Source organism: Balneolaceae bacterium, assembly GCA_034521495.1.
Classification (GTDB): domain Bacteria; phylum Bacteroidota; class Rhodothermia; order Balneolales; family Balneolaceae; genus Rhodohalobacter.
This window is the reverse complement of the sequence record JAXHMK010000009.1, coordinates 236444-261496: the sequence shown is the minus strand read 5'-3', so window position 1 is coordinate 261496 and position 25053 is coordinate 236444. Positions and strand designations below refer to the sequence as shown.

Below are 25053 nucleotides of genomic sequence, written 5' to 3'. Positions count from 1 at the left end.
TTTAATTCGACTTCAGCCAGTTCGAAAGGATCGGCAAAAAACCTTCGATAAACTCTTTATCAAGTTTTGAATATTCGCTCACTTCCCCTGTCTCTGCTTCCTGGAACAGATGATTTGCATTATCAATGATCTCAATCTTAAACTCCACTCCCGCCTCATTCAATGCTTGCCGGGCCGGTGGTTCATTTAATTCATCCGAAACCTGGGTATCTTTTCCGCCAAAAAGTACAAGTACAGGAATCGATAATTTGGAAAGATTTTCCGTGGGATCATGAAAAAGCAGTGATTTCATTTGAGATGTGCCGTAAATTGATACCAGTTGATTTGCCTGCTTTTCAACAAACCCTTCCCTGTCTTCAGGAACAGCCTGCAACTGCTCATCCGTGAGTGAGTTTAAAACATCGCTATATGCATTTTTATAAAGTTCTCTTGCAGTATCTACTCCATCGCTACTCGATACTGCCCTCATCAAATCTTCACGTGCATCAATTTCATTTTGAATAGCGTCATCAGGTAAACCAATTTGCTCGTAAGCTTGACGAACCTGGTATCGCAAAATTCTCATCAAAGGTACCGCAGGTGAAGCCATCAGTATCAACTGGTCAACAGCGGGGTTTGACCGGGCCACCTCTCCTGCAACAACTCCCCCCTGGCTGTGCCCCAAAAGAGTAACCTCTTCAAATTGAGTGTTTACAGAATCCTGCATAAACCGAATAATAGCATTCACATCGGTGGCAAGTGCAGAAAGACTGGCATTTGAAAAATTCCCCGTTGATAGTCCAACCTCCCGGTCATCAAACCGAAAACTTGCTATACCCTGGGATTTGAAATATTCAGCAAGATCGGCAAATGGCCTGAATCCTACAATTTCAGAATCCCGGTTTTGAGCTCCGCTTCCTGAAAGTAAAATTACAAGCTCTGGTTGATTTACATTTTCAGGTAGTACCAATGTTCCCGCTATTTCAACATCTTCATGAGTGATGATCAACTCCTCACCTGCCCCGGTATCAACAACATCTATGGCGGATGAATCTTGTCGAACTACCCGGAATGGGAAATCAGAACCGGATTGAGTATAGGTGCCTTCTATGCTGTTTGGGCTTACAAAACGCCCCTCAAACTCTCCCAAACCCGTTCCTGTATTAAAAGCCGTAGTGACTGAATCGGCCTGCACAACCACGTAGATGAGCGGCAGACCATTTGCACCCTGCGCCGGTATATCTAACAATCCGGAATAGTTACCGGTTTCTCCTTCGAAATTAAAAATGATTCCGAGATCTTGTCCCTGAACAGTAATTTCCCCCTCCCAAGTCCCGCTTAACGTAGGTTGAGCAGAAAGAGAGATAGATAGAACCAGGTACAAGAACAGGAGTAAAGAACTTTTCATAGCATCAAGAGAAGCTTAGTCCGGAGCAACGAACTGTATGGAATTGAGAAATTGATCGATTTGAGAAATAAAACCGGTAACAAACTCTTTTTCAAGAATTCCATATTCGGTGGGCATGCCTGTATTTGCTTTTTGAAAAAGATGGTTCGCTTCAGGTATCAAAGCCGTCTGCAAATAGAGATCCGTAGAAGTAGCAAGTGAATCTGCTATTGTTACATTTGGCTGAGGAAAAACCTGGCTGTCTTTTGCCCCAAAAAGAGCCAGTAGAGGAACGTCTGTCTGTTTATAAACGGATATTGGTTCTATTTCTATCCAGGATTTAAACCAACGGCTTTTGGCGGTTTCCAACTGTTGATCGATCTGGCTTTGAATAAATGCATTCATATCACCCAGTGCATTTTGATGTTCAAAAGGAAGCTCTGCAATTTGATTTCGAAGCCTTAATTCGAGTTCCTCTTCAATCGGAGCCCAATCACCATCCTCGCGTACTACTTTATAGATTTTTTCCTGGAATGCCAGGTTTTGCTGGACAATTTCTTCAGAGACATCTTTTACTTCAGAAATTTTTTGAATTTGATTTGCAATATTTTCATCTCCTGGAACAAATGTTGTGGCAGCCAAAATAATACCATCCACTTTGGTTTCTGCAGCTGCCATAGATGATACGATCCCTCCCTGGTTATGACCCAGTAATACAATTCCCGAAATATTTTCGGTGTATTCTGTTCTTAAATGTTGAATAATCTCAATCAAGCTTCTTGACTGTTCCTGGAGAGTTGCATCAGAGTTTCCAGTTGATTCTCCAACTCCCGGGTCATCATAACGAAAGGAGGAGTATTCCTCATCATAGAGCTTTAATGACAATTCTTTAAAAATTTGAAACCCTCCGATCTCGTAGTTGCGAGCTTTTCCACCTGAACCCGACACGAGAATAACAAGTGGCGAACGTTCAGCTCTTAAAACCAGGCTGCCGGCTATATCAGATCTTTCTGTGGATATAGAGATCTCCGACTCGGGTAGATCTGAATCTACACCTGTGACTGAACTTTTGGTTAGTGAAAATGGGTAAACCTTACCGGACTCTTCAAATTCTCCCCTGATTTCATCTCTTTCAGAATTCACACTCCCATAAAAAACTGCCGGTCCGTGGCCCGTTTCGTACTGGAAAACAAACTGGTTATTTTTTGTTTCAATTACCTCAACAGGTATCGTAAACGTACCGCGGTTCGGAATATCAATAGTGCCATCAATAATTTCATCACTATATGAAAAAGTAATTTCAATTCTCATCTCCCGGTTATCAGTTTGTATGGAACCGGTCCAATCACCCTCCATATCCGAGATCTCTTGTGCATGCAGGGGTACAGAAACAAACAATAATAAAAAGGCAAGTATTCTAATAAGTACTTTGAACATGTATAAGAATTGAGATGAGTTCACTTCAACACTAATAAAATATCATTTCGGTAAACCATTTCCCAAAACCCCATTTTAATTTTTAAAACAAAAAATGTCTTTGAAGATCAAAGAAAAAAAAGCCCGAAAATACATTTCCGGGCTTTTTATAACCTAATGAAGAATTAATGATCTCCTGTATCTCATAACAATCTATTCAACGGTAATATTGGGGTTTGCAACTCCAATAACACCACATGCCAATCGCGATCCGGCAGCACCCGTAGGCTGAGATTGAAAATCATCCGTTCCGGCATGCACAATCACACCCCGGCCAAGTACTGAATTAGGTCCGTTTAGTTCAACGTGTGTATCTATAAAATCAACGTCTGCTGTTCCTTGTGCGTTTGAGGGCAGATTTCCAAGATCACCTACGTGACGAATATCGGCCGTTGGAGCACCGTGTTCAACATCTTCCGGGTTAAAGTGTCCTCCTGCTGATGTTCCGTCCGGAGCTCTGCAATCACCAAATTGGTGTATATGAAATCCGTGCCGTGATTCAGCATCAAGACCAGAAACGGTTGCTTCAACTCTCACACCCTCATCTGTTTGAGTAAGTGTTACCACGCCGGCTGTTTGATTGCCATCGGTAGGACTAAGAACCGCAGTAGCTTTTGTAATTTCTGGTGCATTTACCACCGTTTCTTCCATTTCTGTTTCTGTTGCAGAATCCGACATGTCTCCCTGCGAACATGATGCAAGTAAAAACAGTGTCAATAAACTAACTAAAAGGTTTCTCATTGTACTTTTTTTGTTTTGGTTTTTATTACTGGTTATGTAAACAGACAGAGTCTTTGTTTCATTCAATAAGTTGGCGCTCAATAATTAATATCTTTTTGAACAAATCAAAATCAGTTTAACAAAATCTTTTTAAAATCACGGACTTTCTGTTCATCTACCGACAAAAACTGATCCGGTTCCAGGCCGTCAATTGTGAATTGTAATTCCTCGTGAACATAACGCCCCGGAGCTTTCTCAATTTTCTTACAGCTTGCGTGAACTTCCTTTAATAAGCCGATTTTTCTAAGCGGTGGGACAAACTCCGGTTTCATTCCGCCTCCGGGCATAATACTGATTCTGCCTCCTGCCTGTTCCATCAATTCTTTAATTTTAGGGAGTCCTGACTCTACAGATTCCTTTCCGCCAGAGGTTAGAATTCTGTGGATTCCACAATCGATAATATCTTCGAGCGACTGATTCAAGTCGGCTGAAACATCAAATGCACGATGAAACGTACAGGGTTTTCCATCAGCCTGTTCGATCAGCTCTTTACACGTTTTTTGATTAACAGAACCATCCTCATTTAAAACTCCAAATACAAATCCATCGGCCCCTAACGAGGAAAAGATTCTGATCTCCTCTTTCATAACTTTAACTTCTTCATCAGAGGATACAAAATCACCTGCCGCGTGGACGAATCATTACAAAAATGGGGATCTCGATAGTTGATTTAAGAAATGAGAACAGGCCGGGACCGGGAGTTAATCCGCCCTCGGAAAAGGATGAACACAGTTCGAGGCGATCCACTCCATATTTTGCCGCTTTCAGAGCTGATTCGACATCAAATACCGGTGATTCGAGGATAACTTTTTCAGGCATCTTTTAAGTGCTTTTCAATCCAGGAAGAACTTCGCCTGTAATCAATGATGGCTCTAACTTTCACGATATCCTCATCAATCGAGTAGTAAATGGCATATGGAAATTTTCTTGATAAGGCTCTTTGAAGGTCTTTATATACTTTTTGATGAATTCCACCAACCACTTTCAGTGATTCAATATCTGCATAAAGATTGACGAGAAAATAATCTCCTAAGCCTTGTTGCTGTTGTTCGTAGAAATGAAATCCTTCGATCAGATCATTCTTTGCAACATCCAGGATCTGAAGTTTCATTGAACTGCTTTATTGATCTGCTTTTTAGCTTTCTCCCAATCGACAAACTTGGCTTCTCCGGCCTGAATTTTCTTCTCTCTCTCGTCTAAGATTTCTTTATGCCTTTCAGGAATCTCCATTGATTCTATCTTTTCAGAAAGATCATTCCACAGAGCTTCCATTAATAGAAGTTTCTCTTCAGTAGATAAATTTTTTACTTCACTTTGTTTTATCATGATCTGGCTCCTTGCTTCTCTTCATTAACCTTTAGAAAGATAAAATCTTGCAGAACTATATCTATAATAGTGGTTGTAAGAAAACTCTTAGAGACACTATAATAGTCCAAAAAGTTAATAATTACTAAACTCTATTCCTCTTCACCCATCGTTTCATACCGAAAATCAGATTTCTCGACTGAATTCCCTCCCTGGTGATGCATCGCATAGGTAAACCCGGGCTGGATAGCATAAGCACCGTGATCCCCATTTTTATCGATTGCCAGAAAACCGACTTGCAAATCTTCATCATTAAAAGGTGTTTTTTGAAGCAGCCTTTCTATCGCTTCTTCACACGCCTCTTGTGGAGTTCGCCCCTGGCGTATCAATTCTACCACCAGGAAACTTCCGCACACTTTAATAATGGTTTCGCCCATTCCGGTTGCAGTAGCGGCACCCACTTCATTGTCCACATACAAGCCGGCACCAATTATGGGGCTATCACCCACACGTCCGTGCATTTTAAATTTCAGTCCGCTGGTTGTGCATGATCCGGCCAGGTTTCCATTTTCATCGAGTCCTATCATCCCGATAGTATCGTGGTTTTCGAAGTTCACTTCTGGTTTGTATTGGGATGTTTCCTTCCACTCCTCATATTCTCTTTTTACATCATCCGGCATATCCACATCTTCCAGAGGCATTCCCTGCGAAAGTGCAAACTGTTGCGCGCCCTCTCCGGCAAGCATCACATGTGGTGTTTCTTCCATCACTTTTCGGGCCAGTGTGATTGGGTGCTTAATCCGCTCTACAAAACAGACCGAACCGCAATCGCCATTACTGTTCATGATGGAGGCGTCCAGCGTTACATGACCATCGCGGTCCGGAAAACCTGTGAGCCCTACCGAACGACTTCTGATATCTGCCTCGGTCACCTTTACGCCTTCCTCAACCGCATCAAGAACAGATCCCGATTCTTTTAAAACACTCCAGGCCTTTTCGTTTGCAGCCTGGCCGTGATTCCACGTTGAAAGAAAAAGTGGCTTTTGGAGTGATTTTTTCCTTCTGGGTGAGAATAGATCAACCCCGCTTTTAACCGCTCCGGGAAGCATTAATGTGGATGAAAGGATCGTATTTTTTATAAACTTTCTTCTGGATGTCATTCTTATTGAATACTTACGTTGTTAATCTTATATAAAATAGGAATTCAACCCATTGCCATGTTTCATCTCATGAAACCGGATCCAAATTATGAATTGATAAGTTAACATACACTCACTGAATAGAAAATCTTTCATCAGGTTTCTTGTCTGATAACTAAAGCCTAGAACTATAGTCTTTATGAGCTTTCATTATAAAAATCCAAGAATGGCAAAGTACGTGGTAACGAGAGAGAAGAGAATCACGCAGACTAAACCTGCATTTCTAAAATTTGAGGGGAGATGATTTGTACCGATCAGACTTGATTTATTCAACAGATAATAAGCAGGGATAGCAACGGCAGGCAAAATTGTAGCTTGAAATGCTTGTGAGATAACCATCAGTACTGGTGGAGTTTGGTCGAGAAAAACAGAACCAAATGCAAAAAGTAATCCGGCAATAATCAACGTCCTAAACATGGGGGATTGGATATCTCTCTCCCACCCCATATAATCAGCTATCAACCAGGGAGCGATTAAAACAATCGGAAAAATAGTGGATAGCCCGGCTCCTGCAATGCCAATAATTAAAAGAAAAGCTGCAAAATCACCCCCAATCGGTTCCAAAAGGTGAATCATTTCCAGGGTTGTTTCCATCGTTAAGCCCATTACATGCAGCGTACCCGCTCCAACTGCCATTACCACTGCACTCAACAAAACCATAACCGACGCAGATACCAAAGCGTCTTTCTTTTCATGTTTTAGATGCTGTATGCCCCATCCCTTTTCTGCAACAACTGTGCTACGAATAATGAAAACCGCTGCAGAACATGTTGTACCAGCCATGGCAGCAACCAATCGATTAGCCCCCTGCGTATCCGGGATCCCAGGAACTATTCCTTCTGCGATAGCGGAAAAAGACGGCACAACCATAAACAGTACAACTACAAAACAGAAAACCATCAGGATAACAAAGACTGTCAGTATCTTTTCAAACAATTTATACTGACCTTTCCAAAGAGCTATAAATATTAAAATGCTAATAACAAGTATGATCCAAAATGTATCAACCAACAGATTCCCCTCTATTGAAACCAGGCGAATACCTTCTTGAATTAATTCTGAAACAATTCCCATGATTCCGATCAATGCAAGCAACTCACCCATCATTAAAGCAACCATTATATAGATAGCGAGAACATTTCCAATCCAAGGAATTTCATTCTTAAAATTATGAAGTGCAGTTTCTCCCGTAACCAAGGTAAGATGGCCAAATGCTACCATCAGAATGTATGTAAAAACACCCGAAAGTATCAGAGCCCACAATAATGTCATTCCATATTGTGCCCCCGCCATTCCCATGGTTGTAATACTTCCGGTTCCGATGTTGTACCCGATCAGAAACAGACCTGGTCCGACAGCACTTACAGCGATGAGTCCCTTTTTTATGATATTTTCAGACATTCTAACAAATTAGCCGGTTTAGTTTTTATGAATGGGAGATAATACCTCCGGTGATCAACTTTTTAGCGTACTGTCAAACCAAGCAAATGCATCCACCTGCATCGGTTTGTCAAATTTATGCCCACCGGGATAAAACGTACACTTATATTTATCAGAAACGCCGGCTTTCTCATAGACTTCCCGCAGGATTTCATCAGCTACATGCATCTCCGATAGCGTGTACAATCCGTCCTCATTACAATTTTGAACAAATGTTGCATTCGGCAGGTTAAGTCCCAGGATCTCAGGAAAATCAAGCTCATTTGGCAGAATCGGCACATAGGTCATCCAAGTATGAGTATATGATTTTGCAACAACAAGGTCTTTCCAGGTGGTCATAAACCCCATACAGACCGATGATTTGATTCGTGAATCCATGCCGGCCATAAAAACCGTTCGCATGCCGCCACCGGAAAGTCCACCGCAGCCAAGGCGATTTTCATCCACATCTTCCCTCTCAGCGAGGATATTTAATGCCTGTTGATCTTCAGCAAAAAACACGCCCGGCCACGTAGTACCCGCACTAAAAAGTGATCGTGCCATCACACTCTCATGTGATGCAGCCCAATCGTTATACGCCTCAATATTTTCCGGGTTCTCAGGATTATCATCCGTGAGGCCGTCTCTTAAATGTTCGGGCACGTCTTTCAACAGAACTCTTCGGCTTGCAAAGGGAAATGCATCCGGTACCAAAACCATATATCCTCTTTTAGCAAGTTCATTGGCCCAGGCAACATCCTCATAATAGTGAGTCTGGTGTTCTTCAATTAAGGGATGCCTGTTGTCACTTGTGCGTGTGATTTTCCGTTTACCAAAGTATTTATTTCCTCCATGATCATGAAATGCCAGTACACCCGGAAGCTCACCTGTAGCGCCTTTCGGTTTCAATAAAATCCCTTCACTTCTGGGTCCATACGGAAGCTGCCAGCTTATCTCTTCAATGTGTAATCCGTCATAAGTGTGCTGCTTATCTACGGATACAGTGGGTGTTGGTCCGATATCAGGTACTGCAATACGTTCTGCATATCGTTCCTTGGCTGCTTTTTTCCACTCATCCACATCATTCCACTGATCTCCCCTTAATGAGTGAGAAGGTATTTTATCCTCAATTAATGAAGCCGCCCATTCGCCATATGCACCAATCAGCGTCTCATTTCCATTTAGCATTGTTGTATTTATACCTTGTTGAATTTTTTTTCTTTTTTGATCTATACCCTTTGCAAAAGCCATATTTCCAAACAGACCTCCTCCTGCAAAACTTAATCCTGCTAACCCGGCTTTTTTGATAAAATCCCTTCTATTGTTTTTCATAGTGCTATCCATTTTCAGTTAGTTATTGATCCATTTCTCTAAACTTTTAACCCTCTCTTTTACGGTTTGATTACCGGTTATCTTTATATTTTCCGAGACATTCTGATGGTTATACGCTTTATAGATAATCCGCGTATCCTGATTAAAATCTTCTTTACTTACCGGTTCATTTGCTCCATTTACCGGGTTTATGATTAACAATTTTTTCGGAGCAAAACTGGCAGCCAGATCAGGCAGATCATAGACTTGTATGGATCCAGCAACGGCGCCGGATATAAAACCAGGATCGTAATATTTTGTGGATACAAATGATCGATAGGAAATAAGTGGTTTAATCAAAGCCACTTTAGAAAATGATTCATCAATAGCAGACGAATGCAGTAAAACAGGCCCCATTTCATTAACAGCGATACCATAAATTTCAGAAAATCCATATTTCTGCTGTAAAAGTTGAACAAGACGGGTAACATCTCCGGCCCGGATTCCAGTAATGCTTCTTCCGATTAAAACTGAAGCATGCCACTCTTTTAATAAATTTCGAGGTCTTTCGGATGCCGTTTCCCCCGTACCGATCAGATCAGGCACCAATACTGTAAATCCTTTTTTCACGAACCATTCAATTGGGCCCGATTCAGAAGCATCCGTCATTTTCCCTTCCGGATGCAGATAGAGAATCGCTTTATCATTTAAATTTTCGGGAATCATCATCAGATATGGAATGGGGTACTCTCCCTCACCTCCAAAAAAATACTTTTCAACAACGTATCCGTCTCTCAATATTCGACCTGTAAAGACCGGCTCCCCGATTAATTCCGGTTCCCTGTACCCTGATAAATCTTTAACAGATTCTGCAATTTCCGACAAATGTCGATCAAGATTTTCTCGCGAATTCTCTAATTGGGAAAATTGTACTTCTACCTTTTCCCGGTTTAAGTCTGAAATTGTTTTTCCATTAAGCGATGTAAAAACCTGACCGGTATCTGTAACTTGAATCTCTTCATCCGATAAAATCTCAACATCAACATCTTCAGAATCACCCGGATTGTTGAGATGTTTCTGGAAGAAACTGTACATCGCTTCTCTGTTTTTTTCAGTGGAACCATGCTCCCCGAAATCTTCAACCATTTGAAAATGGTTTACTTCGCCGTACGCTGAATAGATTTTTGAAACCTCATTTGCTGTTTCCCGCGCGCCTTGGATACTAAAGAAATCTTCCGTAGTTGTAATCATTAATGCCGGCTTTGGCGCCCGCACCGCCAACAGATCTGCATGATTAATCCCATTTGCAATTCCACCTGAAAAGTTCTGTTCAGAGTCTTGTGGGCCAATAGATTGTAAAAGCCGGGTAAAATTTGTGATATACGCTTCCGGTGCTGCCGCATAAATACGATCATCAAAAGCAGCGATGTAGGCCGATTGTGTTCCGCCGCCTGATCTCCCTGTAATGCCTATTCTGTCAGGATCCACTTCATCTCTTGTTAGCAGATAATCAACAGCACGTATTCCATCCCAAATCATAATTCGGGATTGGGGATTTCCAGTAATGAATCCCTGTACACCGGAATAAGAATGTCCGCCTGCCGGACTGCGAAATGATGAAGGAGTTTCTGAGTCAGCATGATTATATTCAAGACGTTCTCCCTGGCCTACAGGATCGAATGCAAATACAATGAAATTTTTCTCAACCAGGTTCAGTATTTTATGTTGATATGTTTCACTTCGATATCCTTCCGCTGTATGTCCGCTTACATAGATCACAACCGGTGCTTTTTCAGTAAGTCCACTTGGGATAAAAAGCGAAGAGGTAACAAAAAAATCAGGCTGGGATTCAAACACAATGTGTTCAACCTTATAAGTATCCTTTTGAACAGTTCGTTGTATCCTGGCATTTAATGGCGTTTTTTTCGGAAAGGGTCCAACAATATTTGATAAAATTCGCCGAACCTCAATCTGCCTTTCTTGCCACTCAGATAGATTTTTCAGTCCAGAGACTTCTTTTTCTCTTTCTTCAAGAATTTGATAAGCCTGATTGGCTACATGATGATACAAAGCGTTTGATGCATCGCTATAGTGTAACCATCGGTTATTCGAAGATTCCCCCCTGATGACATTCAACTCATCCTGAGCAAATACAAATTCACTTAAGAATAGAAACATGGGTAGCAATAGAATCAGTACCTTACCAATTCTTTTAATGAGATCAATCCAGACTAATTTCCATTTTTGATTCATAATAGATTCGTCGTTCCCCCTTTTTGAATCGAAATATCGAGACCTCTTGAATTGGTCTGCCAGGCACCGGCCGTAAAATCCGGCACTTTCACAGTAGCTCCTTTTCGAGCAACTGACCATTCACTTAAGGGTGTAACTGCACTATAAAGAGCTGCATCATAAACATCCTTCTCGAGCGGGAGTCCATTTCGCAGACAGTCGATCAATCTCCAGTCACTCGGCGTAACGCGGGCATACGAGCGGTCCCCCCTGCGCCCACCGGCCTGCTGTACTTTCTCATTAAATTTCTTTGCGATTTCAGGAGTGTAGTTTTCTACCAACGCTTCAAATTCCTCTTCGGGAATCCATCCGTCATGACTCATGGCAATCCTGGATGGTTCAGCTTCATAGATACCTTTATCTCCGCTGATCAGATGAAATCTTCTGCCGGGTCGCGGGGAACTGATATCATGCTGAAGCATAATGGTTCGTCCCATTTTGGTCCGGATGACCGTTGTATTCATATTTCCCCGGAAATTCAGTCCCACATAGGCTTCATAAAAGTCATCTTTCTTGGCCAGTTCTTCCATTCGGTCTGCCATTGTAAAATCATTGCTTGAAATGGAAACCAGGTAATCCATTTGATCACCGTAATTTAGGTCCATCATTTGAGAAAGAGGCGCTAAACCGTGGCTGGGATAAAGATTTCCATTCCGGTTGATGTTTTCTTTTAGACGCCAGGGCCGGTATCCAAACCATTGGTGATTGTCCTCATCTCTTGTCCATCTGCTATCATCAGACACTCTGTCATGGATGTAGTGGCCTTCTGCATGAATCAATTCGCCAAAGAAACCATCGCGAACCATATTCAATAAGACTGACGATATTCCGCCGTGGCAATCGCTGCTTTCCATAAAACAGTGCTTTCGGGTTCTTTCGGAGGTTTCAACAACCTTCCAGCATTCATCTATGGTAACTGCTGCCGGAAGTTCTGTAAAAACATGCTTGCCATGCTCCATTGAAAAAACAGCGATTTCTGCATGCAGATCCCATGGAGTTGCGATATATATGAGATCAATATCGTTTCTGCTGCACATCTCCTTCCATGCATCACCATTCCCAGAGTATCGGTCCGGTTCATGATCTGAAAATTCGCGGAGGGATTGGACGGTTTTCTCAATTCGGTCATCATACAGATCGCAAAGTGCTGTAATTTCTACACCTTCAATTACGGCCATTCGTTCAACTGTACCGGATCCTCTACTTCCTATACCAACAAACCCCATGCGTACTCGTTCCAGCTTTGGCGCTGCGTAACCATGCATATTAAAATGCTGTGATTCATTCTGCTTAAACGGTTGATCGTTTTGTCCAGTTTTAGATCCACCCATCAGCATTCCGGCTCCGGCTAAACCTGCTGTTTTTAAAAAATCTCTACGATTGCTATTCATTCTTTTGAATTTAGTTGATTAATCATCTGTAAGTTCTGTAACTGAAAGAAGACATTTATTTACTTATACCGATTCCCAATTCATAAGTCGCTCAGCATTACTTCTATATAGGTGTTTGAGCAGATCATCAGATAAATCGGTACCGTAATATCTCCACCACACCCGGCCGGGCATGTGTTCGTCTGCACTTTCCAATAATCTCCACCAAGCCTGGTACATACTTTTCTGCATTCCCATATCCGTACCAAAAAGTATGCGTTCTTTATGATTCGTAAAAAATTCCTTTGCAGCTCGGGGTGTTCGGCCGATTTCATAATCTCGTGCTGAGATATCGTACAAATAGATTTGAATATTGATCCAACAGATCGGACAACCTGCCCAGATCATTTCCTAAATTTGCCAAATGGCATGCTATAAACGTTGTATCTGGATTTTTTTGAAGAGTCTGAGGTAATAAATCTAATAACTCACCATAATGAAGCCCTTCGCTTTGATGTTGATTGAATTGTTGATAGATGGGGGTCCGCTCCTGAAAAACATCCGGAGCCTGCCATGCTGATGGATGATCTGCGATATGAAGATTCACCGGCATGTTTAATTCTGCTGCTTTTGACCAAATCGGTACCAGGCGATCATCGTTGGGATGTAAACGCTCATTTGGAGCCAAATCCTGATCTCGTGTTATTCCGAATCCTTTATCGGTAATTTCTCCAAGACCTCGCGCCCCCATTTCATAGCAGCGCTCAAGTTCTTTTACAGCCCGTTCCGGATAATCCGGTTGGTCAATTCCATCCGATTCAATACCACAATAAAGTTGAAATCGATCTGGATAATCTGTCAAATAGAAATCAACCAATCTGTCGAAGTTCTCTCCAATCTCTCCGGTTAAAACCACTGACAATTCAACTCCCACTTCATCCATATTATCCACCCAGTTTGCGAGGGCTTCCTCTGAAGAAATATCTTTTGAAGATTCAGGATAATTGTGGATATGCACATCTATAACAGGAAATTTTGCCTGCTCTATAAATGTCTCTTGCGCCACAACGGAAGATCTCGGGGCATGATCTTTCAGCAGAACGTGATCCATTGGCCCCGGCCCAGGTGGTACTCCGGGACCTCCCCAGTCACCATACTTAATTTGTTGCCACTCCGGATCGGACTGCCAGTCTTTTTGTGTCCTTCTAAACAAATTTTCATTTTTCGAATTACAACCGGCAGATATCACTCCCAAGCCTGCTACACTCAACCCTACAACCCCTGTTAGTTTTAAAAAATCTTTTCGGCTTGTCCCCATACATTTCTTGGTTTTTATTTTACCTCTTATGATTCATAAATAGACATACACTACAAACAACTTATACTTTTTATTTATTTATTTTTTAACTGTTTTAAACACAACAATTTTCTTTTATTTGTTATTTTTCTATAAATACGTAAAATAATATAACAAAAGAAAAATAATCTGATCACAATTTCAAAATAAGAGAGAGTAATAAATCTCACCTGACCAATCTAAAAAATTAAGAGTGGGTTTTTTAAACTGTTCATTTCATAAACCAAGAGAATTCTAAAAACCATCTCTAACAAGTAACTCCTTTTAAAATCATTCATATATCATTTATTGAGCTGAGAATTAATTCATTTATTATGTAGGTATCATTCCATTCAGTTGTGTATTAACGACAGAGTGAATTCATGAATCAACCAGAAAAGGAACAGAACCGAGAGATGATTCATCATCAACATCATTTGGAGTGACTCAACTTGAGCCGAACCCGATACGAACAGGCGAGCGTGTTCCAGCTTTACAGATGCGTGTTCGTTTTTAGTTTTACCCCAAACACGCACAGTCCTCAGCCCTTCTTTCAGTTAGTGAGGACTGCGCTTTTTTTTCATCTTCTGTAATCATGACCATAACAATAAGAACATTCATAACAATATCTATTCTTCTTTTTTTAACAGGATGTTCATTACTTCCGGGACAGGATGATACTAAACTCGTTGGATCTTGGAATTGGGTTTCATCCCAGGGAGGTTTTGTGGGGCATACCCTTACTCCGAAATCTGAAGGCTACTTTCAGACATTAAATTTTCACAAAGATCAAACGTATTCAATCAAAAGAGATGGTAAACCCCATAAACAAGGTACATACGAAATAACAATCATCGAATATGATGAAGAAAACAGGATGGCTATTCAATATGATTCCATAGAATTTTACTACGCTGTAATCATGGAACTTTCCGACACTTTACGTTTGCGGGAGAATTGTGCAGATTGTTACTCCCACATTTACGTACGGGAATAATTAACTTTTAACGGAAGTTTAATTAACCTGATAAAAAAAAGTGCCACTCATTTTATGAAAATGAATGACACTTTATATTTCAATCGAAGGATTAGTATGAGGAAGTTTCTGAATCGTCGCTTGGCATGATCACAGAATCAATAATGTGAACAACTCCGTTGTCTGCTTCAATATCCGCAGATACAACATTCGCATTGTCAATCGCTACTCCATCACTAAGATCTACAGTAATGCTTGATCCTTCAACGGTCTCAGCCATCATTCCATCTTCCAGGTCGGTGGACATCACTTTTCCGGGAACAACATGATAGGTTAAAATTTGTACCAGTTTATCTCTGTTCTCCTCCTTCAAGAGTGACTCGAGCGTTCCGTCGGGGAGTGCCGCAAACGCTTCGTTCGTAGGTGCAAAAACCGTAAAAGGTCCATCAGATTGCAGGGTTTCAACCAAACCGGCAGCCTGGATCGCTTTTACGAGTGTCGATAAATTATCAGCACCACTTGCAATGCTTACGATGTCGTGATGACTGACATTCGATGCGCCAAGATTGGTTGAAATAGGTGTAGCTGCGAGAAAACAGAACGCAGTAATAGTTAGAGCTAATGTTTTAATAGCTTTCATAAAATTGGGGATTAAATTATTGGTTTGTAATTAATTAGCTCTCGAGAACTTATTAACTAACATCCGGCCCATAGCCTGAATTCCCTGTTTTTTATAAATTTAAAAAGAAGAAAAGTTTGTCGTAAATCATTGCCATGTAAATGAATAGTGGCGCAATGGAACCTTTGTTGATAGCATTCAAAAAAAAGAATAATCTGACAGATAAGCTTTTTTTGAGCGTAACAAGAGATTTTTTAATCCCAGCCCTTCTCTCCAATCAGCGGCACGAACTTAAAATGCTGCAAGCGCTCTTCATCATACTCATTCTCAGACACCCGGGTAACCCGCACCATCACCTGGCTTTTCTGATTACCCACAGGCACAATCAGCCGGCCTCCGATATTAAGCTGCTCCACAAGGTCTTCCGGCACACCGGGGGCTCCGGCGGTTACTACAATTCCATCATAGGGAGCATACGCGCTCCAGCCAAGGGTTCCGTCACCCAGTTTTAACTGCGGCCGATAGCCCAATTTGCCGAGAATTTTTTTTGCCTTGTGATATAATTTTTCCTGGCGTTCCACACTATATACTTCTGCCCCCATATGGCATAAAATAGCTGCCTGGTAACCAGATCCGGTCCCGATTTCAAGAATTTTCTCTCCCTTTTTTACTTCCAGTAGTTCAGTTTGAGCAGCAACTGTATATGGTTGAGATATCGTCTGGCCTGCTCCAATCGGTAGTGCCGTATCCTCGTAAGCTTTGTTTTCTAAAGCCGTATCAACAAACTCGTGTCGTGGTATCGACCGGATCGCTTCCAGCACATTCTGATCTTGAATGCCCCTTTTTTGAAGTTTATCAGCAAGAGCATTTCGCCGCTGGATATGTTTTCGATTGGAATAATTTCCCATGAATATAAAAACCGGTTTTTCAATTCATTTATATATCTAAAATAAGGCATTCACCTTTCTGAAACGAATTTCTATCGCCATTTTGAAAGATTCCCTTACCCGAATTATTCACTAAGTTATATTTTTTATAGGCTATATATTGTTTTTACTTTCGGTACAGAGAATATTTTATAGCCCAAATTTGGGTGTCTAACCGTAGCTGCGAAATTTGTCCGCCTGCTGCGTTGTCCCACAAATGGTTTGCTCAACGTACTCAGGTACGTTTCCGCCACCATTTCCGTGACGCCTTGCAGACATCCAAATTTCTTGGTGAATAATCCGGGCTTAGTTACGTCCTTTAGTTCATTATCTTTATGTTTTTGGTAATTCTTACAATAGTTGATCCAAACTCAGCATGAAACTTGCAATTTTGTTCCCTACACTCATTCCAACTCTGCATGATCTGGCAATTATGCTCCATACCGATTTGGTTGTTTTACAGGATCTGGAAGAGTGGTCACGTAAAAGCCGAGTTCACCGGGCTAAAATCCGAACACCAGAGGGTACCCAGTACATTAACATACCCATAATGACCGATGATCGTGATAAACCTATTCGGCAGGTTCGTATCGATCATTCCGAAGATTGGATTGAACCCCTTTTACGATCTCTTGAGTTTAACTATCGTAACAGTGTTTACTATGATTTTTATGAGCCGGAGATTCGATCTGATTTTGAATCTGCTACTGAGTACAGTTACTTGTTAAATTTCAATCTCCATATACGAAAACGAATATTCCGATTTCTTGAGGTGGGAGATCTGCCAGAGTTTATCCTCTCTTCAGACTTGGATGAGTATGATTCTGATCCGGATGAACTGGCCAAACATTTGAATGCGGATCAATATTTCCAGGAACCGGGTGCCCGTCACTATCAAAGACAGGGCAAGAATAAATCAAAAATAAAGTTTAAACATCCTGAGTACCGGCAGCATTTTGAAGGATTTGAACCGAATTGCTGCCTGCTGGATCTGCTATTCCAGTACGGTCCGGAGAGCTTTCGGGTGATTGATGAATTGTAATTCGGCCAGATTAGACATGGTATTTTTCGAATCATTTCAACATGTTGATTCAGGTATCACAATCTATATTTCTACAGAGTTTTTTAACGGATAGAAAAAATACAATGTCTTTGTTTTACCACTCTGTAAGACGAATTTTCAACTTTTCAGCACTCTTCAACAAAACCTGATCAAAGGTAAATAACTCCAGCTTTAATTCGTGTGTAATCCCCAAATGAATTGCATCAAGCGTTCTGAGTGCTGTGGATGAGGCTTGAAGAACAAACTCAGCACTTTTAAAAATAGCTGGCGTTAACTCAATCACTCTAAAAAGACCATTATCTCTATGATTTTTAAACAATTGGAAAGCGTTGTCCGCGTCCCTTGAGCTGATCTCATTCATCCTTTCTTTCTTTTTTACAGCCGAAAGCATTTCAATATCTGTTATTTGACTGATGATAACCTCATTGGTCGACTGAATTTTTTCCTGTACAAGTTGGCTCTTTTCTTCAGGCAAATAGTAAGCTACAAGACAGCTTGTATCAATATACATTAGTACCGCTCTTCTTTTCTCATCTTGCTGACTTCTTCAGACATCGGTTTCCCCTTCACATTAATTTTCTGCCTGAATTCTTTCAAATCGGGAAATTCAGATTTTTTACTTTCTACAGGCATCAATCGCGCAACCGGTTTTGAGTGTTTAGTGATGACAATCTCCTCTCCCTTCTCTGCTTCAGCAAGATATTTCGCAAGTTTTTCACGAACCTCGTTAACCTGAACTTTTTTCATAATCTTTAATTATGTACAAAAATTTATGTACATAAATTACTTCTAAATGTTGTGAGTTTCAACAGATTTTAGACATTGTATTTTTCGGCCTAACTAAACATTCTGAAATGATTCTGATCTTCGAGTCATATCAAAACATTGTATCGATAGTAAAAAATACAATGTCTTTGTCGTATAACGTCAGTTAACAATATTCAGTTTATTCCTCTTTTTGAGTGAATTGATAGGTTTGCCCACCCTGCTGGAGCTCAAAACTTTCATAATTTCCATCAGTTAGACCGTTAAAAATCATGGTGATTCCAGCGGGATTGAACTTCATCACACCACCCTCAAAGGCTGAAAGTGGGAAGGCTCCCTGGCCTGTTGCTTTCGCTTTTAAAACTCCCTCTTCCATAAACACTTCAATCTCAAGCGGAATATCCTCTGATGTGTAATACCCGGTATAAGCCTGAAGTTCACTTTTTGAGAGTTCAACAGGTTCCGGTTCATTCGAGAAATCAGGAATTTCGAAATCATTATTAAACAGAATACTCAACGTACCAATGGCGATATCATTCAGGGAATAGTTCACACCGTTTCCGAAAAGAACAAAGGTAAGATCTTCTTCCGGAAAGTGACCTGATGTGGACTGAAACCCATCAATTCCGCCATTATGTCCCCATGCAAATTTATCATTAAACGGAATCCGGGAAATGCCTAATCCATAACCGTCTTTAAGATTTTTCATCTTTTCGAGTGACTCCATCGATACCAGCTCGCCATCAAACAGTGCATTCAAAAACAACCCAACTTCCGTGGGAGTCGAAACAATAGCCCCTGCCCCATGCGGAACGGACATATCCGTTTCGGGACTTTCCTCCCATCCATTTTCACTATAACTGAATGACTGAGCTTCCCCTCGGTACGAAGATATATCCATCCCATAATAAGTTTTTTCAAGCCCAAGCGGTTCTGCAATCATATCTCGAAGAGCATCGGCATAATCCATACCTGTTACTTCTTCGATGATATATCCCAAGAGCAAGTAGCCGGAATTACTATATTCCATTTTTTCACCGGGTTCGAAATTTGTTCCATACTCAATCATCCTTTCAATCATCTCTTGGCGAGTTGAGCCTTCGGTGTAGTAATCCATGTACTCTTCTTTATTTGTAACATTCACCAAACCCGATCTGTGATGTAACAAATTCTCAATCGTTATTGAATCAGCGTTAGGAATCTCGGGAAAATAATTCCTTAATGGATCAGAAAGGCTGATCTCTCCCTGTTCCACCAGTTGCATTAACATAGTTGAAGTGTATGTCTTCGTAATGGAACCAATTCTGTATATAGTGTTTGCATCAGCCGGCTGCCCCTCACTTGCCATTCCATATGCATTCCGGAAAAGAATATCATCATCCTCCAGAATGGCCACCGATCCCATGAATTTATTACTCTCTTCAAGTGTCTTCAGATAGGTGTTTAACTTGTCTTGATCAAACGTGTGTTGAGCTTCTGAAAGCTGTGGTTGAAACAGAATCAGAAGCAGAATGAATCCAGCTATTCTTGATGTAAATGTCTTCATTGTAGTCCTTTGAGTGATTAATTTTTTGTTCACTCGTGGTGTACGAAAACTCAATTTCAAAGTTTAGTATTGGAAAAAACTTTCTAAACATCAAACTCAATCCCCTGCGCAAGAGGCAGCTCATCACTCCAGTTTATAGTGTTCGTTTGTCGGCGCATATACGCTTTCCATGCATCCGAGCCGGATTCTCGTCCGCCACCGGTCTCTTTTTCACCACCAAATGCTCCGCCAATTTCTGCCCCGCTTGTCCCGATGTTGATATTGGCAATTCCGCAATCGGATCCGCGGTGGCTCAAAAACGTCTCCGCCTCGCGCATATTCAACGTAAACATCGCGGAACTTAAACCCTGTTTTACACCATTGTGATATTCCATCGCTTCATCCAGTGAAGAGTATTTGATGAGATATAAAATCGGCGCAAAGGTCTCTTCCTGTACAATTTCGTAGTGATTTTCCACTTCACAGATGGCAGGCTTCACATAATGGCCCTCCATATCTTCAAGCACTTCCCCACCGGTGATAATTGATCCGCCCTTCTTCTTTGATCTGTTTGAGTGCATTTTGCATCGCCTCTACTGCATCGTGATCTATGAGCGGTCCCACAAGCGTGCCTTCATCCAGCGGATCACCGATCTTAATACTTTGATAAATGGAAACCAGACGGTCTTTTAATTCCTCAAAAACGGATTCGTGAATAATGAGTCTTCGTGTAGATGTACAACGCTGACCGGCCGTTCCAACCGCACCAAACACAACGGCCCTGACAGCCATTTCCAGATCCACATCCTTGCTGATAATGATGGCGTTATTGCCGCCCAGTTCCAGGATCGTTTTGCCCAATCGGGCTCCTACGGTTTGCGCCACCTGCTTGCCCATTCGGATGGAGCCGGTTGCGGAGATCAACGGTATTCGCTCGTCAGATGTCATCCATTCTCCAACTTCCCGTCCGCCTGTTATTAAACCAAATACACCTTCCGGCACATCATTCTTTTTCAACACATTTCCGATGATTTTTTGAACCGCAACTCCACAAAGAGGCGTTTTTTCTGACCCTTTCCAGATCACGGTATCTCCACAAACTGCGGCAATCATGGCATTCCAGCTATACACGGCTACCGGAAAATTAAAGGCCGAAATTACACCCACCGGCCCCAGCGGATGCCATTGCTCATACATCCGGTGATTGGGTCGCTCGGAGTGCATTGTTTTACCATAGAGCATTCGCGACTGGCCAACGGCAAAATCACAGATATCGATCATCTCCTGAACTTCACCCAGGCCCTTCCTGGTAAATTTTACCCATCTCGTAGCTGACCAATTTCCCCAGCGGTTCTTTGTATTTTCTGAGTTCAAGCCCGATTTGCCGAACAATCTCTCCCCGCTGAGGTGCCGGCGTCATTCGCCACTCTTTAAACGCCTCTTGTGATTTCTTGACAACTAACTCATACTCACTCCTTGTAGTTTCATGCACTTCGGCAATCTCAGATCCATCTGATGGTGTAAAACTGATAATTTTTTCTGAATCGTCATCTTTAAAAAATTCTTGTCCGGTTGATGTGCCTGAATTTTCTTTTTCGATACCGAGCGTGCTCAAAAAATCTTTCATGTCTTGAATGGCTTTTTATTTGATGATCTCTTTCAATATAGAGGGAATGGGGGTAAGTGAAAAGGTCCCACAGGGATTCCTTCGGAGCAAAGGTGAAAAGGCAAAAGTTTATTGTTAATATGACAATGGCGCAAGCGTCTCGCTTGTGTCCTGTATCGAAGGGCACAAGTCAGGAGACTTGCGCCAGCCATTTATTGAAATCTATATTTTGACTTACTGACTCCAAAAACTTTTCACTTTTTCGTTTTGCCTTTTCACTCATAATCACTTTTCACTAAAATAAAATGAACATCCAATCTGCTTCCAATAATCAACTCAAGAGCTGGAAAAAGCTTCAGATGGGTAAGTACCGCAAGAAAACCGGGTTATTTCTGGCCGAAGGTGTTCGGTGTGTGGAACAAATTCTCGATAACGAAAAGGTTGAGGTTCAGGAATTGATCATTGAAAATGGATGGAATCCGAATCAGCTTTCAGTAAAAACAGATCTTCCGATTTTTGAATTAGAAACTTCAGATTTTGAAACCGTTTCTGATACAGATAATCCCCAGGGAATTGTAGCTGTCTGTAAGATTCCACAAGAATCGAGTGTGGAAAATCTAAGCCAAAAATCAGGCGTGATCCTTGCGACGGATGCCATCCAGGATCCCGGAAATCTCGGGACAATCATTCGGACGGCTTGCTGGTTTGATGTTGCCGGAATCTTGATCGGAACCGGAACGGTGGATCCATTTCATCCAAAAGTAGTTCGAAGTACCGCCGGAGCTACTGGAGTTTTGCCTTACACATCAGGAAAGTTGAATGATCTATTATCAGCATTAGAAAAAGAAAATTGGACAACTTTTCTGCTCGATGCCGGTGAAGTCTCAAATAATCTCGATGAGAGACCCAAATCACAAAAAAGTATTCTTGTTGTGGGAAATGAAGGCAATGGAATTTCGAATGAGTTGTTTCAAAACGGCCGTCATAGAATTAAAATCGATGGAAATCCGAATCAGGTGGAGAGTTTGAATGCGGCTGTTGCTTGTTCGATTTCGCTGTATGAGTTTTCGAAAGGATGATTCAACTCTTTTCTGAATTTTTATCAAATATTTAAAATTTTTTACTTATGTTATGCGTTAGTATCGCATAACATAAGTAAAATGATAAAAAGCTTTAACGATAAAGAGACGGAGTTGATCTGGAATAGCATAAGGTCTAAAAAGCTGCCACCTGATATTCAATCAAAATCCCGTCGAAAGTTAAGGATGATAAATAATGCTCAAAATATAAATGATCTCAGAATTCCTCCGGCAAATCGATTGGAAAAACTAAAGGGTGATTTAAAGGATTATTTCAGCATCCGTATCAATCAACAATGGCGCATCATTTTCCAATGGAAAAATAATGATGCATATCATGTTGAGATTATAGATTATCACTAAAAATTAAGTACAATGGAAAAATTACCTAACATACATCCGGGTGAAGTTTTGAAAGAGGAATTTTTAGATCCTCTCGGCATCTCCGCTTATCGGCTGGCAAAAGAGACATGTATGCCACAAACCCGAATTAGTCAAATTATCCATAAAAAGCGAAGTATTACCGCTGATACTGCTTTGCGGCTTTCTAAATACTTTGGAACCAGTGCTAAATTTTGGTTAGGCTTACAAGATGATTACGATCTTGAGGAAGAAGCTGAAAACAAGAAGAAGGACTTGGAAGAGATTAAGACACTGGAAACTGTAAAATAAGCTAATAGTAAGACTTGTCTGGTTTTAGAAACGTAATTCATGACAAGATCCGCGAAGTTTCCAAAAACTTCGCGGATCTTACCAAATAAACTCACTGTAAATTTTTTTGGAGGGAATTGATTCTGAGAGTTTGTTTGATTATTGTTGTTCTAAGACATCATACAGACACTCATCTCTCACACAAATTTGGATGGCCTATGCCCAGACAAAAGAAAGCGAAGAAGATTTTCGTACTCGACACTTCTGTTCTTTTATATGATTCTGAAGCCGTAAAAAACTTCGAAAAGCACGATATCGCCATTCCCATTACCGTGCTGGAAGAGTTGGATTCGTTTAAAAAAGGAAATACGGTGACGAATCTTCATGCAAGAGAGTTTATCCGCTATCTCGACAAAATTACCGATGCCAACATGATCCAGAAGTGGATTCCATTGAACGGGAAAGCTCATGGAAAAATCAGGGTCATCAGCGATGAGGGAAGCAAGATTGATGCCTCCGAAGTGTTCGGCTCACAAAAAAATGACCATCGGATTCTGAATTCAGCCCTAAAACTTCGTGAAGAGGAACCGGACAAGAAAGTCACACTCGTTTCCAAAGATATTAACCTGCGATTGAAAGCACGGGCATTGAGTTTGGATGCAGAGGATTATGAGACGATCCGCATCAAGGATATCAATCATCTCTACCGCGGCAAGACAGATCTGAAGTTTGACGATAACAGCCATATCAACGAGTTGTACAAAAAGGGTCAGATCGATTACGAAGAGATTGATCAAACGAAACCGGTCAGTAATCACTATTATATTCTGAAAAATCATTCCAGTTCCGCGCTTGGTTATTACAACCCGACTAGTAATAAGGTTGAACTGGTTCAGCCGATGAACGCCTATGGAATCACTCCAAAAAATGCGGAACAAACCTTTGCCATGCATGCGCTGATGAATCCGAAGGTTCTGCTCGCTACCATCACAGGAGCAGCCGGAACGGGAAAAACCCTGCTGGCTTTGGCATGTGCTCTTGAGCAGCGGCGGGAATATCGTCAAATCTACCTGGCACGACCCATTGTGCCACTGAGTAACCGCGATTTGGGGTACCTGCCGGGTGATGTAAAATCAAAAATTGACCCCTACATGCAGCCGCTGTGGGACAACCTGAATATCATCAAAAACCAGTACAAGGAGAGCAGCAAGCAATACAAGAAGATTGATGAGATGGTTCAGAATGAGAAACTTTCGATTGTACCATTGGCATATATTCGGGGACGAAGCCTGAATAATGTTATTTTTATTATTGATGAGGCTCAAAACCTGACGCCGCATGAAGTAAAAACAATCATCACCCGCGCAGGCGAAAACACAAAAATTGTATTTACGGGTGATATTTTCCAGATCGACACCCCATACCTCGACACGCAAAGCAACGGCCTCTCCTACCTGGTTGACCGCATGAACAATAATGATGTGTATGCACACATTAACCTCGAAAAAGGAGAGCGCTCTGAGCTGGCGAATCTGGCGAGTAAGTTTTTGTAGCTTGAAGTATGATACCGTTATAGGGCACGAGCGAGACGCTCGCGCCATCCGATTTTACTTGTACCGAAGGTCCCCTTCGGTACACATTTCATGAAGCTCTGCTTCAAATTCTACTGGTTCGGGGAGCCGAGTTTCCATCGGGCGTTCCGAAGCAGGAGCTTCGTACCTGTTTAGCGCGAAAAGAGAACCTGGCAGAGTCCATAACGAAGTGGAGGTCCTGCCAGAGTTCGGCTCTTCACCACAATTTTCTTTCATCACATGTAGTAGGCGACTCTTGCAGGAGCTTCGGAACGAGTTTAAAAACGAGAAACGAATAATTCTCTCCTTCAGGAGAGACAGTCCCTATTTTAATCGGGACAGAGAGGTGTCCACGTGATGATGAAAAGAGAAGCGGAGCTTCGGAACGAGTACAACTGTATTTGTTATCCAGGCACGA

At 41.5% G+C, this 25053-nt stretch carries 27 protein-coding genes; 5 read left to right on the top strand and 22 right to left on the bottom strand.

The features are described from left to right. Position 1: 1 nt before the first annotated feature. The 14 genes from U5K72_06105 to U5K72_06040 form a co-directional block, all read right to left on the bottom strand. A complete protein-coding gene (locus tag U5K72_06105) occupies positions 2 to 1387 on the bottom strand; it encodes an alpha/beta hydrolase (GenBank protein ID MDZ7718379.1) in 1386 nt (461 codons plus the stop codon). 15 nt (positions 1388 to 1402) lie between these two features. After that, positions 1403 to 2803, bottom strand: coding sequence for an alpha/beta hydrolase (locus U5K72_06100; GenBank protein MDZ7718378.1), 1401 nt, complete (start codon positions 2801 to 2803; stop codon positions 1403 to 1405). Between the two features lie 192 nt (positions 2804 to 2995). Further along, the gene (locus U5K72_06095; GenBank protein ID MDZ7718377.1) at positions 2996 to 3583 is read right to left on the bottom strand and encodes a superoxide dismutase family protein; all 588 of its coding nucleotides are present in this window, start codon (positions 3581 to 3583) and stop codon (positions 2996 to 2998) included. 110 nt (positions 3584 to 3693) lie between these two features. Next, positions 3694 to 4209: a copper homeostasis protein CutC gene (locus U5K72_06090; GenBank protein MDZ7718376.1), complete on the bottom strand. Its 516-nt coding sequence runs from the start codon at positions 4207 to 4209 to the stop codon at positions 3694 to 3696. A 31-nt stretch (positions 4210 to 4240) separates the two neighbouring features. Then, on the bottom strand, positions 4241 to 4441 hold the full coding sequence (locus U5K72_06085) for a copper homeostasis protein CutC (protein MDZ7718375.1): 201 nt from the start codon (positions 4439 to 4441) through the stop codon (positions 4241 to 4243). Beyond that, entirely contained in the window at positions 4434 to 4733 is a 300-nt protein-coding gene (locus tag U5K72_06080; GenBank protein MDZ7718374.1) for a hypothetical protein, read from the bottom strand. The genes U5K72_06085 and U5K72_06080 overlap by 8 nt, the downstream gene beginning before the upstream one ends. After that, complete coding sequence (locus U5K72_06075; protein MDZ7718373.1) at positions 4730 to 4948, bottom strand: addiction module protein; 219 nt, start codon at positions 4946 to 4948, stop codon at positions 4730 to 4732. The genes U5K72_06080 and U5K72_06075 overlap by 4 nt, the downstream gene beginning before the upstream one ends. A 131-nt stretch (positions 4949 to 5079) precedes the next feature. Further along, the gene (locus U5K72_06070; protein ID MDZ7718372.1) at positions 5080 to 6087 is read right to left on the bottom strand and encodes a N(4)-(beta-N-acetylglucosaminyl)-L-asparaginase; all 1008 of its coding nucleotides are present in this window, start codon (positions 6085 to 6087) and stop codon (positions 5080 to 5082) included. Between the two features lie 189 nt (positions 6088 to 6276). After that, entirely contained in the window at positions 6277 to 7527 is a 1251-nt protein-coding gene (locus U5K72_06065) for an Nramp family divalent metal transporter (protein MDZ7718371.1), read from the bottom strand. A gap of 54 nt (positions 7528 to 7581) precedes the next feature. Then, complete coding sequence (locus U5K72_06060; GenBank protein MDZ7718370.1) at positions 7582 to 8877, bottom strand: twin-arginine translocation signal domain-containing protein; 1296 nt, start codon at positions 8875 to 8877, stop codon at positions 7582 to 7584. An 18-nt stretch (positions 8878 to 8895) separates the two neighbouring features. Beyond that, positions 8896 to 11109: an acetylxylan esterase gene (locus tag U5K72_06055; protein MDZ7718369.1), complete on the bottom strand. Its 2214-nt coding sequence runs from the start codon at positions 11107 to 11109 to the stop codon at positions 8896 to 8898. Then, complete coding sequence (locus U5K72_06050; GenBank protein ID MDZ7718368.1) at positions 11106 to 12539, bottom strand: Gfo/Idh/MocA family oxidoreductase; 1434 nt, start codon at positions 12537 to 12539, stop codon at positions 11106 to 11108. Before U5K72_06050 ends, U5K72_06055 begins: the two co-directional genes overlap by 4 nt. Positions 12540 to 12602: 63 nt before the next feature. Next, positions 12603 to 12878, bottom strand: a complete 276-nt coding sequence (locus U5K72_06045; GenBank protein ID MDZ7718367.1) for a hypothetical protein — start codon at positions 12876 to 12878, stop codon at positions 12603 to 12605. Then, on the bottom strand, positions 12850 to 13836 hold the full coding sequence (locus U5K72_06040) for an amidohydrolase family protein (GenBank protein ID MDZ7718366.1): 987 nt from the start codon (positions 13834 to 13836) through the stop codon (positions 12850 to 12852). Before U5K72_06040 ends, U5K72_06045 begins: the two co-directional genes overlap by 29 nt. 613 nt (positions 13837 to 14449) lie before the next feature. On the opposite strand from U5K72_06040, the gene U5K72_06035 reads away from it, so the two are divergent. Next, a complete protein-coding gene (locus tag U5K72_06035; GenBank protein MDZ7718365.1) occupies positions 14450 to 14851 on the top strand; it encodes a hypothetical protein in 402 nt (133 codons plus the stop codon). A 91-nt stretch (positions 14852 to 14942) separates the two neighbouring features. On the opposite strand, the gene U5K72_06030 is transcribed toward U5K72_06035, so the two are convergent. Continuing rightward, positions 14943 to 15470 carry a fasciclin domain-containing protein gene (locus U5K72_06030; GenBank protein MDZ7718364.1) on the bottom strand — a complete coding sequence of 176 codons (528 nt, stop codon included), beginning with the start codon at positions 15468 to 15470 and terminating at the stop codon, positions 14943 to 14945. Positions 15471 to 15703: 233 nt separating this feature from the next. Continuing rightward, complete coding sequence (locus U5K72_06025; protein ID MDZ7718363.1) at positions 15704 to 16357, bottom strand: protein-L-isoaspartate(D-aspartate) O-methyltransferase; 654 nt, start codon at positions 16355 to 16357, stop codon at positions 15704 to 15706. Positions 16358 to 16751: 394 nt separating this feature from the next. Between U5K72_06025 and U5K72_06020 the strand changes: the two genes are divergently transcribed. After that, positions 16752 to 17417, top strand: coding sequence for a WbqC family protein (locus U5K72_06020; protein MDZ7718362.1), 666 nt, complete (start codon positions 16752 to 16754; stop codon positions 17415 to 17417). 115 nt (positions 17418 to 17532) lie between these two features. On the opposite strand, the gene U5K72_06015 is transcribed toward U5K72_06020, so the two are convergent. The 6 genes from U5K72_06015 to U5K72_05990 form a co-directional block, all read right to left on the bottom strand. Then, the gene (locus tag U5K72_06015) at positions 17533 to 17949 is read right to left on the bottom strand and encodes a type II toxin-antitoxin system VapC family toxin (protein ID MDZ7718361.1); all 417 of its coding nucleotides are present in this window, start codon (positions 17947 to 17949) and stop codon (positions 17533 to 17535) included. Continuing rightward, positions 17949 to 18185: a type II toxin-antitoxin system prevent-host-death family antitoxin gene (locus tag U5K72_06010; GenBank protein MDZ7718360.1), complete on the bottom strand. Its 237-nt coding sequence runs from the start codon at positions 18183 to 18185 to the stop codon at positions 17949 to 17951. The genes U5K72_06015 and U5K72_06010 overlap by 1 nt, the downstream gene beginning before the upstream one ends. 199 nt (positions 18186 to 18384) lie before the next feature. Beyond that, positions 18385 to 19749 carry a serine hydrolase domain-containing protein gene (locus U5K72_06005; protein ID MDZ7718359.1) on the bottom strand — a complete coding sequence of 455 codons (1365 nt, stop codon included), beginning with the start codon at positions 19747 to 19749 and terminating at the stop codon, positions 18385 to 18387. 83 nt (positions 19750 to 19832) lie between these two features. Continuing rightward, positions 19833 to 20309: an aldehyde dehydrogenase family protein gene (locus tag U5K72_06000; GenBank protein ID MDZ7718358.1), complete on the bottom strand. Its 477-nt coding sequence runs from the start codon at positions 20307 to 20309 to the stop codon at positions 19833 to 19835. Next, positions 20248 to 21009, bottom strand: coding sequence for an aldehyde dehydrogenase family protein (locus U5K72_05995; GenBank protein ID MDZ7718357.1), 762 nt, complete (start codon positions 21007 to 21009; stop codon positions 20248 to 20250). Before U5K72_05995 ends, U5K72_06000 begins: the two co-directional genes overlap by 62 nt. A gap of 10 nt (positions 21010 to 21019) precedes the next feature. Continuing rightward, positions 21020 to 21355: an aldehyde dehydrogenase family protein gene (locus U5K72_05990; protein MDZ7718356.1), complete on the bottom strand. Its 336-nt coding sequence runs from the start codon at positions 21353 to 21355 to the stop codon at positions 21020 to 21022. A 284-nt stretch (positions 21356 to 21639) separates the two neighbouring features. On the opposite strand from U5K72_05990, the gene U5K72_05985 reads away from it, so the two are divergent. From U5K72_05985 to U5K72_05975, 3 genes are all read left to right on the top strand, one after another. Next, the gene (locus U5K72_05985; GenBank protein MDZ7718355.1) at positions 21640 to 22413 is read left to right on the top strand and encodes an RNA methyltransferase; all 774 of its coding nucleotides are present in this window, start codon (positions 21640 to 21642) and stop codon (positions 22411 to 22413) included. A gap of 375 nt (positions 22414 to 22788) precedes the next feature. Then, entirely contained in the window at positions 22789 to 23085 is a 297-nt protein-coding gene (locus U5K72_05980; GenBank protein MDZ7718354.1) for a HigA family addiction module antitoxin, read from the top strand. A 197-nt stretch (positions 23086 to 23282) separates the two neighbouring features. Then, positions 23283 to 24617, top strand: coding sequence for a PhoH family protein (locus tag U5K72_05975; protein MDZ7718353.1), 1335 nt, complete (start codon positions 23283 to 23285; stop codon positions 24615 to 24617). Positions 24618 to 25053: the final 436 nt, after the last annotated feature.

Excerpts from the sequence above, each read along its gene's own strand:
- U5K72_06085 (MDZ7718375.1), bottom strand. The coding sequence starts at position 4,441 with ATGCCTGAAAAAGTTATCCTCGAATCACCGGTATTTGATGTCGAATCA.
- U5K72_06065 (MDZ7718371.1), bottom strand. The coding sequence starts at position 7,527 with ATGTCTGAAAATATCATAAAAAAGGGACTCATCGCTGTAAGTGCTGTC.
- U5K72_06010 (MDZ7718360.1), bottom strand. The coding sequence starts at position 18,185 with ATGAAAAAAGTTCAGGTTAACGAGGTTCGTGAAAAACTTGCGAAATAT.
- U5K72_06040 (MDZ7718366.1), bottom strand. The coding sequence starts at position 13,836 with ATGGGGACAAGCCGAAAAGATTTTTTAAAACTAACAGGGGTTGTAGGG.
- U5K72_06080 (MDZ7718374.1), bottom strand. The coding sequence starts at position 4,733 with ATGAAACTTCAGATCCTGGATGTTGCAAAGAATGATCTGATCGAAGGA.
- U5K72_06105 (MDZ7718379.1), bottom strand. The coding sequence starts at position 1,387 with ATGAAAAGTTCTTTACTCCTGTTCTTGTACCTGGTTCTATCTATCTCT.
- U5K72_06100 (MDZ7718378.1), bottom strand. The coding sequence starts at position 2,803 with ATGTTCAAAGTACTTATTAGAATACTTGCCTTTTTATTATTGTTTGTT.
- U5K72_06070 (MDZ7718372.1), bottom strand. The coding sequence starts at position 6,087 with ATGACATCCAGAAGAAAGTTTATAAAAAATACGATCCTTTCATCCACA.
- U5K72_06015 (MDZ7718361.1), bottom strand. The coding sequence starts at position 17,949 with ATGTATATTGATACAAGCTGTCTTGTAGCTTACTATTTGCCTGAAGAA.
- U5K72_06020 (MDZ7718362.1), top strand. The coding sequence starts at position 16,752 with ATGAAACTTGCAATTTTGTTCCCTACACTCATTCCAACTCTGCATGAT.
- U5K72_06000 (MDZ7718358.1), bottom strand. The coding sequence starts at position 20,309 with ATGCACTCAAACAGATCAAAGAAGAAGGGCGGATCAATTATCACCGGT.
- U5K72_06090 (MDZ7718376.1), bottom strand. The coding sequence starts at position 4,209 with ATGAAAGAGGAGATCAGAATCTTTTCCTCGTTAGGGGCCGATGGATTT.
- U5K72_06060 (MDZ7718370.1), bottom strand. The coding sequence starts at position 8,877 with ATGAAAAACAATAGAAGGGATTTTATCAAAAAAGCCGGGTTAGCAGGA.
- U5K72_05985 (MDZ7718355.1), top strand. The coding sequence starts at position 21,640 with ATGAACATCCAATCTGCTTCCAATAATCAACTCAAGAGCTGGAAAAAG.
- U5K72_06050 (MDZ7718368.1), bottom strand. The coding sequence starts at position 12,539 with ATGAATAGCAATCGTAGAGATTTTTTAAAAACAGCAGGTTTAGCCGGA.
- U5K72_06075 (MDZ7718373.1), bottom strand. The coding sequence starts at position 4,948 with ATGATAAAACAAAGTGAAGTAAAAAATTTATCTACTGAAGAGAAACTT.
- U5K72_06030 (MDZ7718364.1), bottom strand. The coding sequence starts at position 15,470 with ATGAAAGCTATTAAAACATTAGCTCTAACTATTACTGCGTTCTGTTTT.
- U5K72_06055 (MDZ7718369.1), bottom strand. The coding sequence starts at position 11,109 with ATGAATCAAAAATGGAAATTAGTCTGGATTGATCTCATTAAAAGAATT.
- U5K72_05995 (MDZ7718357.1), bottom strand. The coding sequence starts at position 21,009 with ATGATCGATATCTGTGATTTTGCCGTTGGCCAGTCGCGAATGCTCTAT.
- U5K72_06035 (MDZ7718365.1), top strand. The coding sequence starts at position 14,450 with ATGACCATAACAATAAGAACATTCATAACAATATCTATTCTTCTTTTT.
- U5K72_06005 (MDZ7718359.1), bottom strand. The coding sequence starts at position 19,749 with ATGAAGACATTTACATCAAGAATAGCTGGATTCATTCTGCTTCTGATT.
- U5K72_05980 (MDZ7718354.1), top strand. The coding sequence starts at position 22,789 with ATGGAAAAATTACCTAACATACATCCGGGTGAAGTTTTGAAAGAGGAA.
- U5K72_06095 (MDZ7718377.1), bottom strand. The coding sequence starts at position 3,583 with ATGAGAAACCTTTTAGTTAGTTTATTGACACTGTTTTTACTTGCATCA.
- U5K72_05975 (MDZ7718353.1), top strand. The coding sequence starts at position 23,283 with ATGCCCAGACAAAAGAAAGCGAAGAAGATTTTCGTACTCGACACTTCT.
- U5K72_06025 (MDZ7718363.1), bottom strand. The coding sequence starts at position 16,357 with ATGGGAAATTATTCCAATCGAAAACATATCCAGCGGCGAAATGCTCTT.
- U5K72_05990 (MDZ7718356.1), bottom strand. The coding sequence starts at position 21,355 with ATGAAAGATTTTTTGAGCACGCTCGGTATCGAAAAAGAAAATTCAGGC.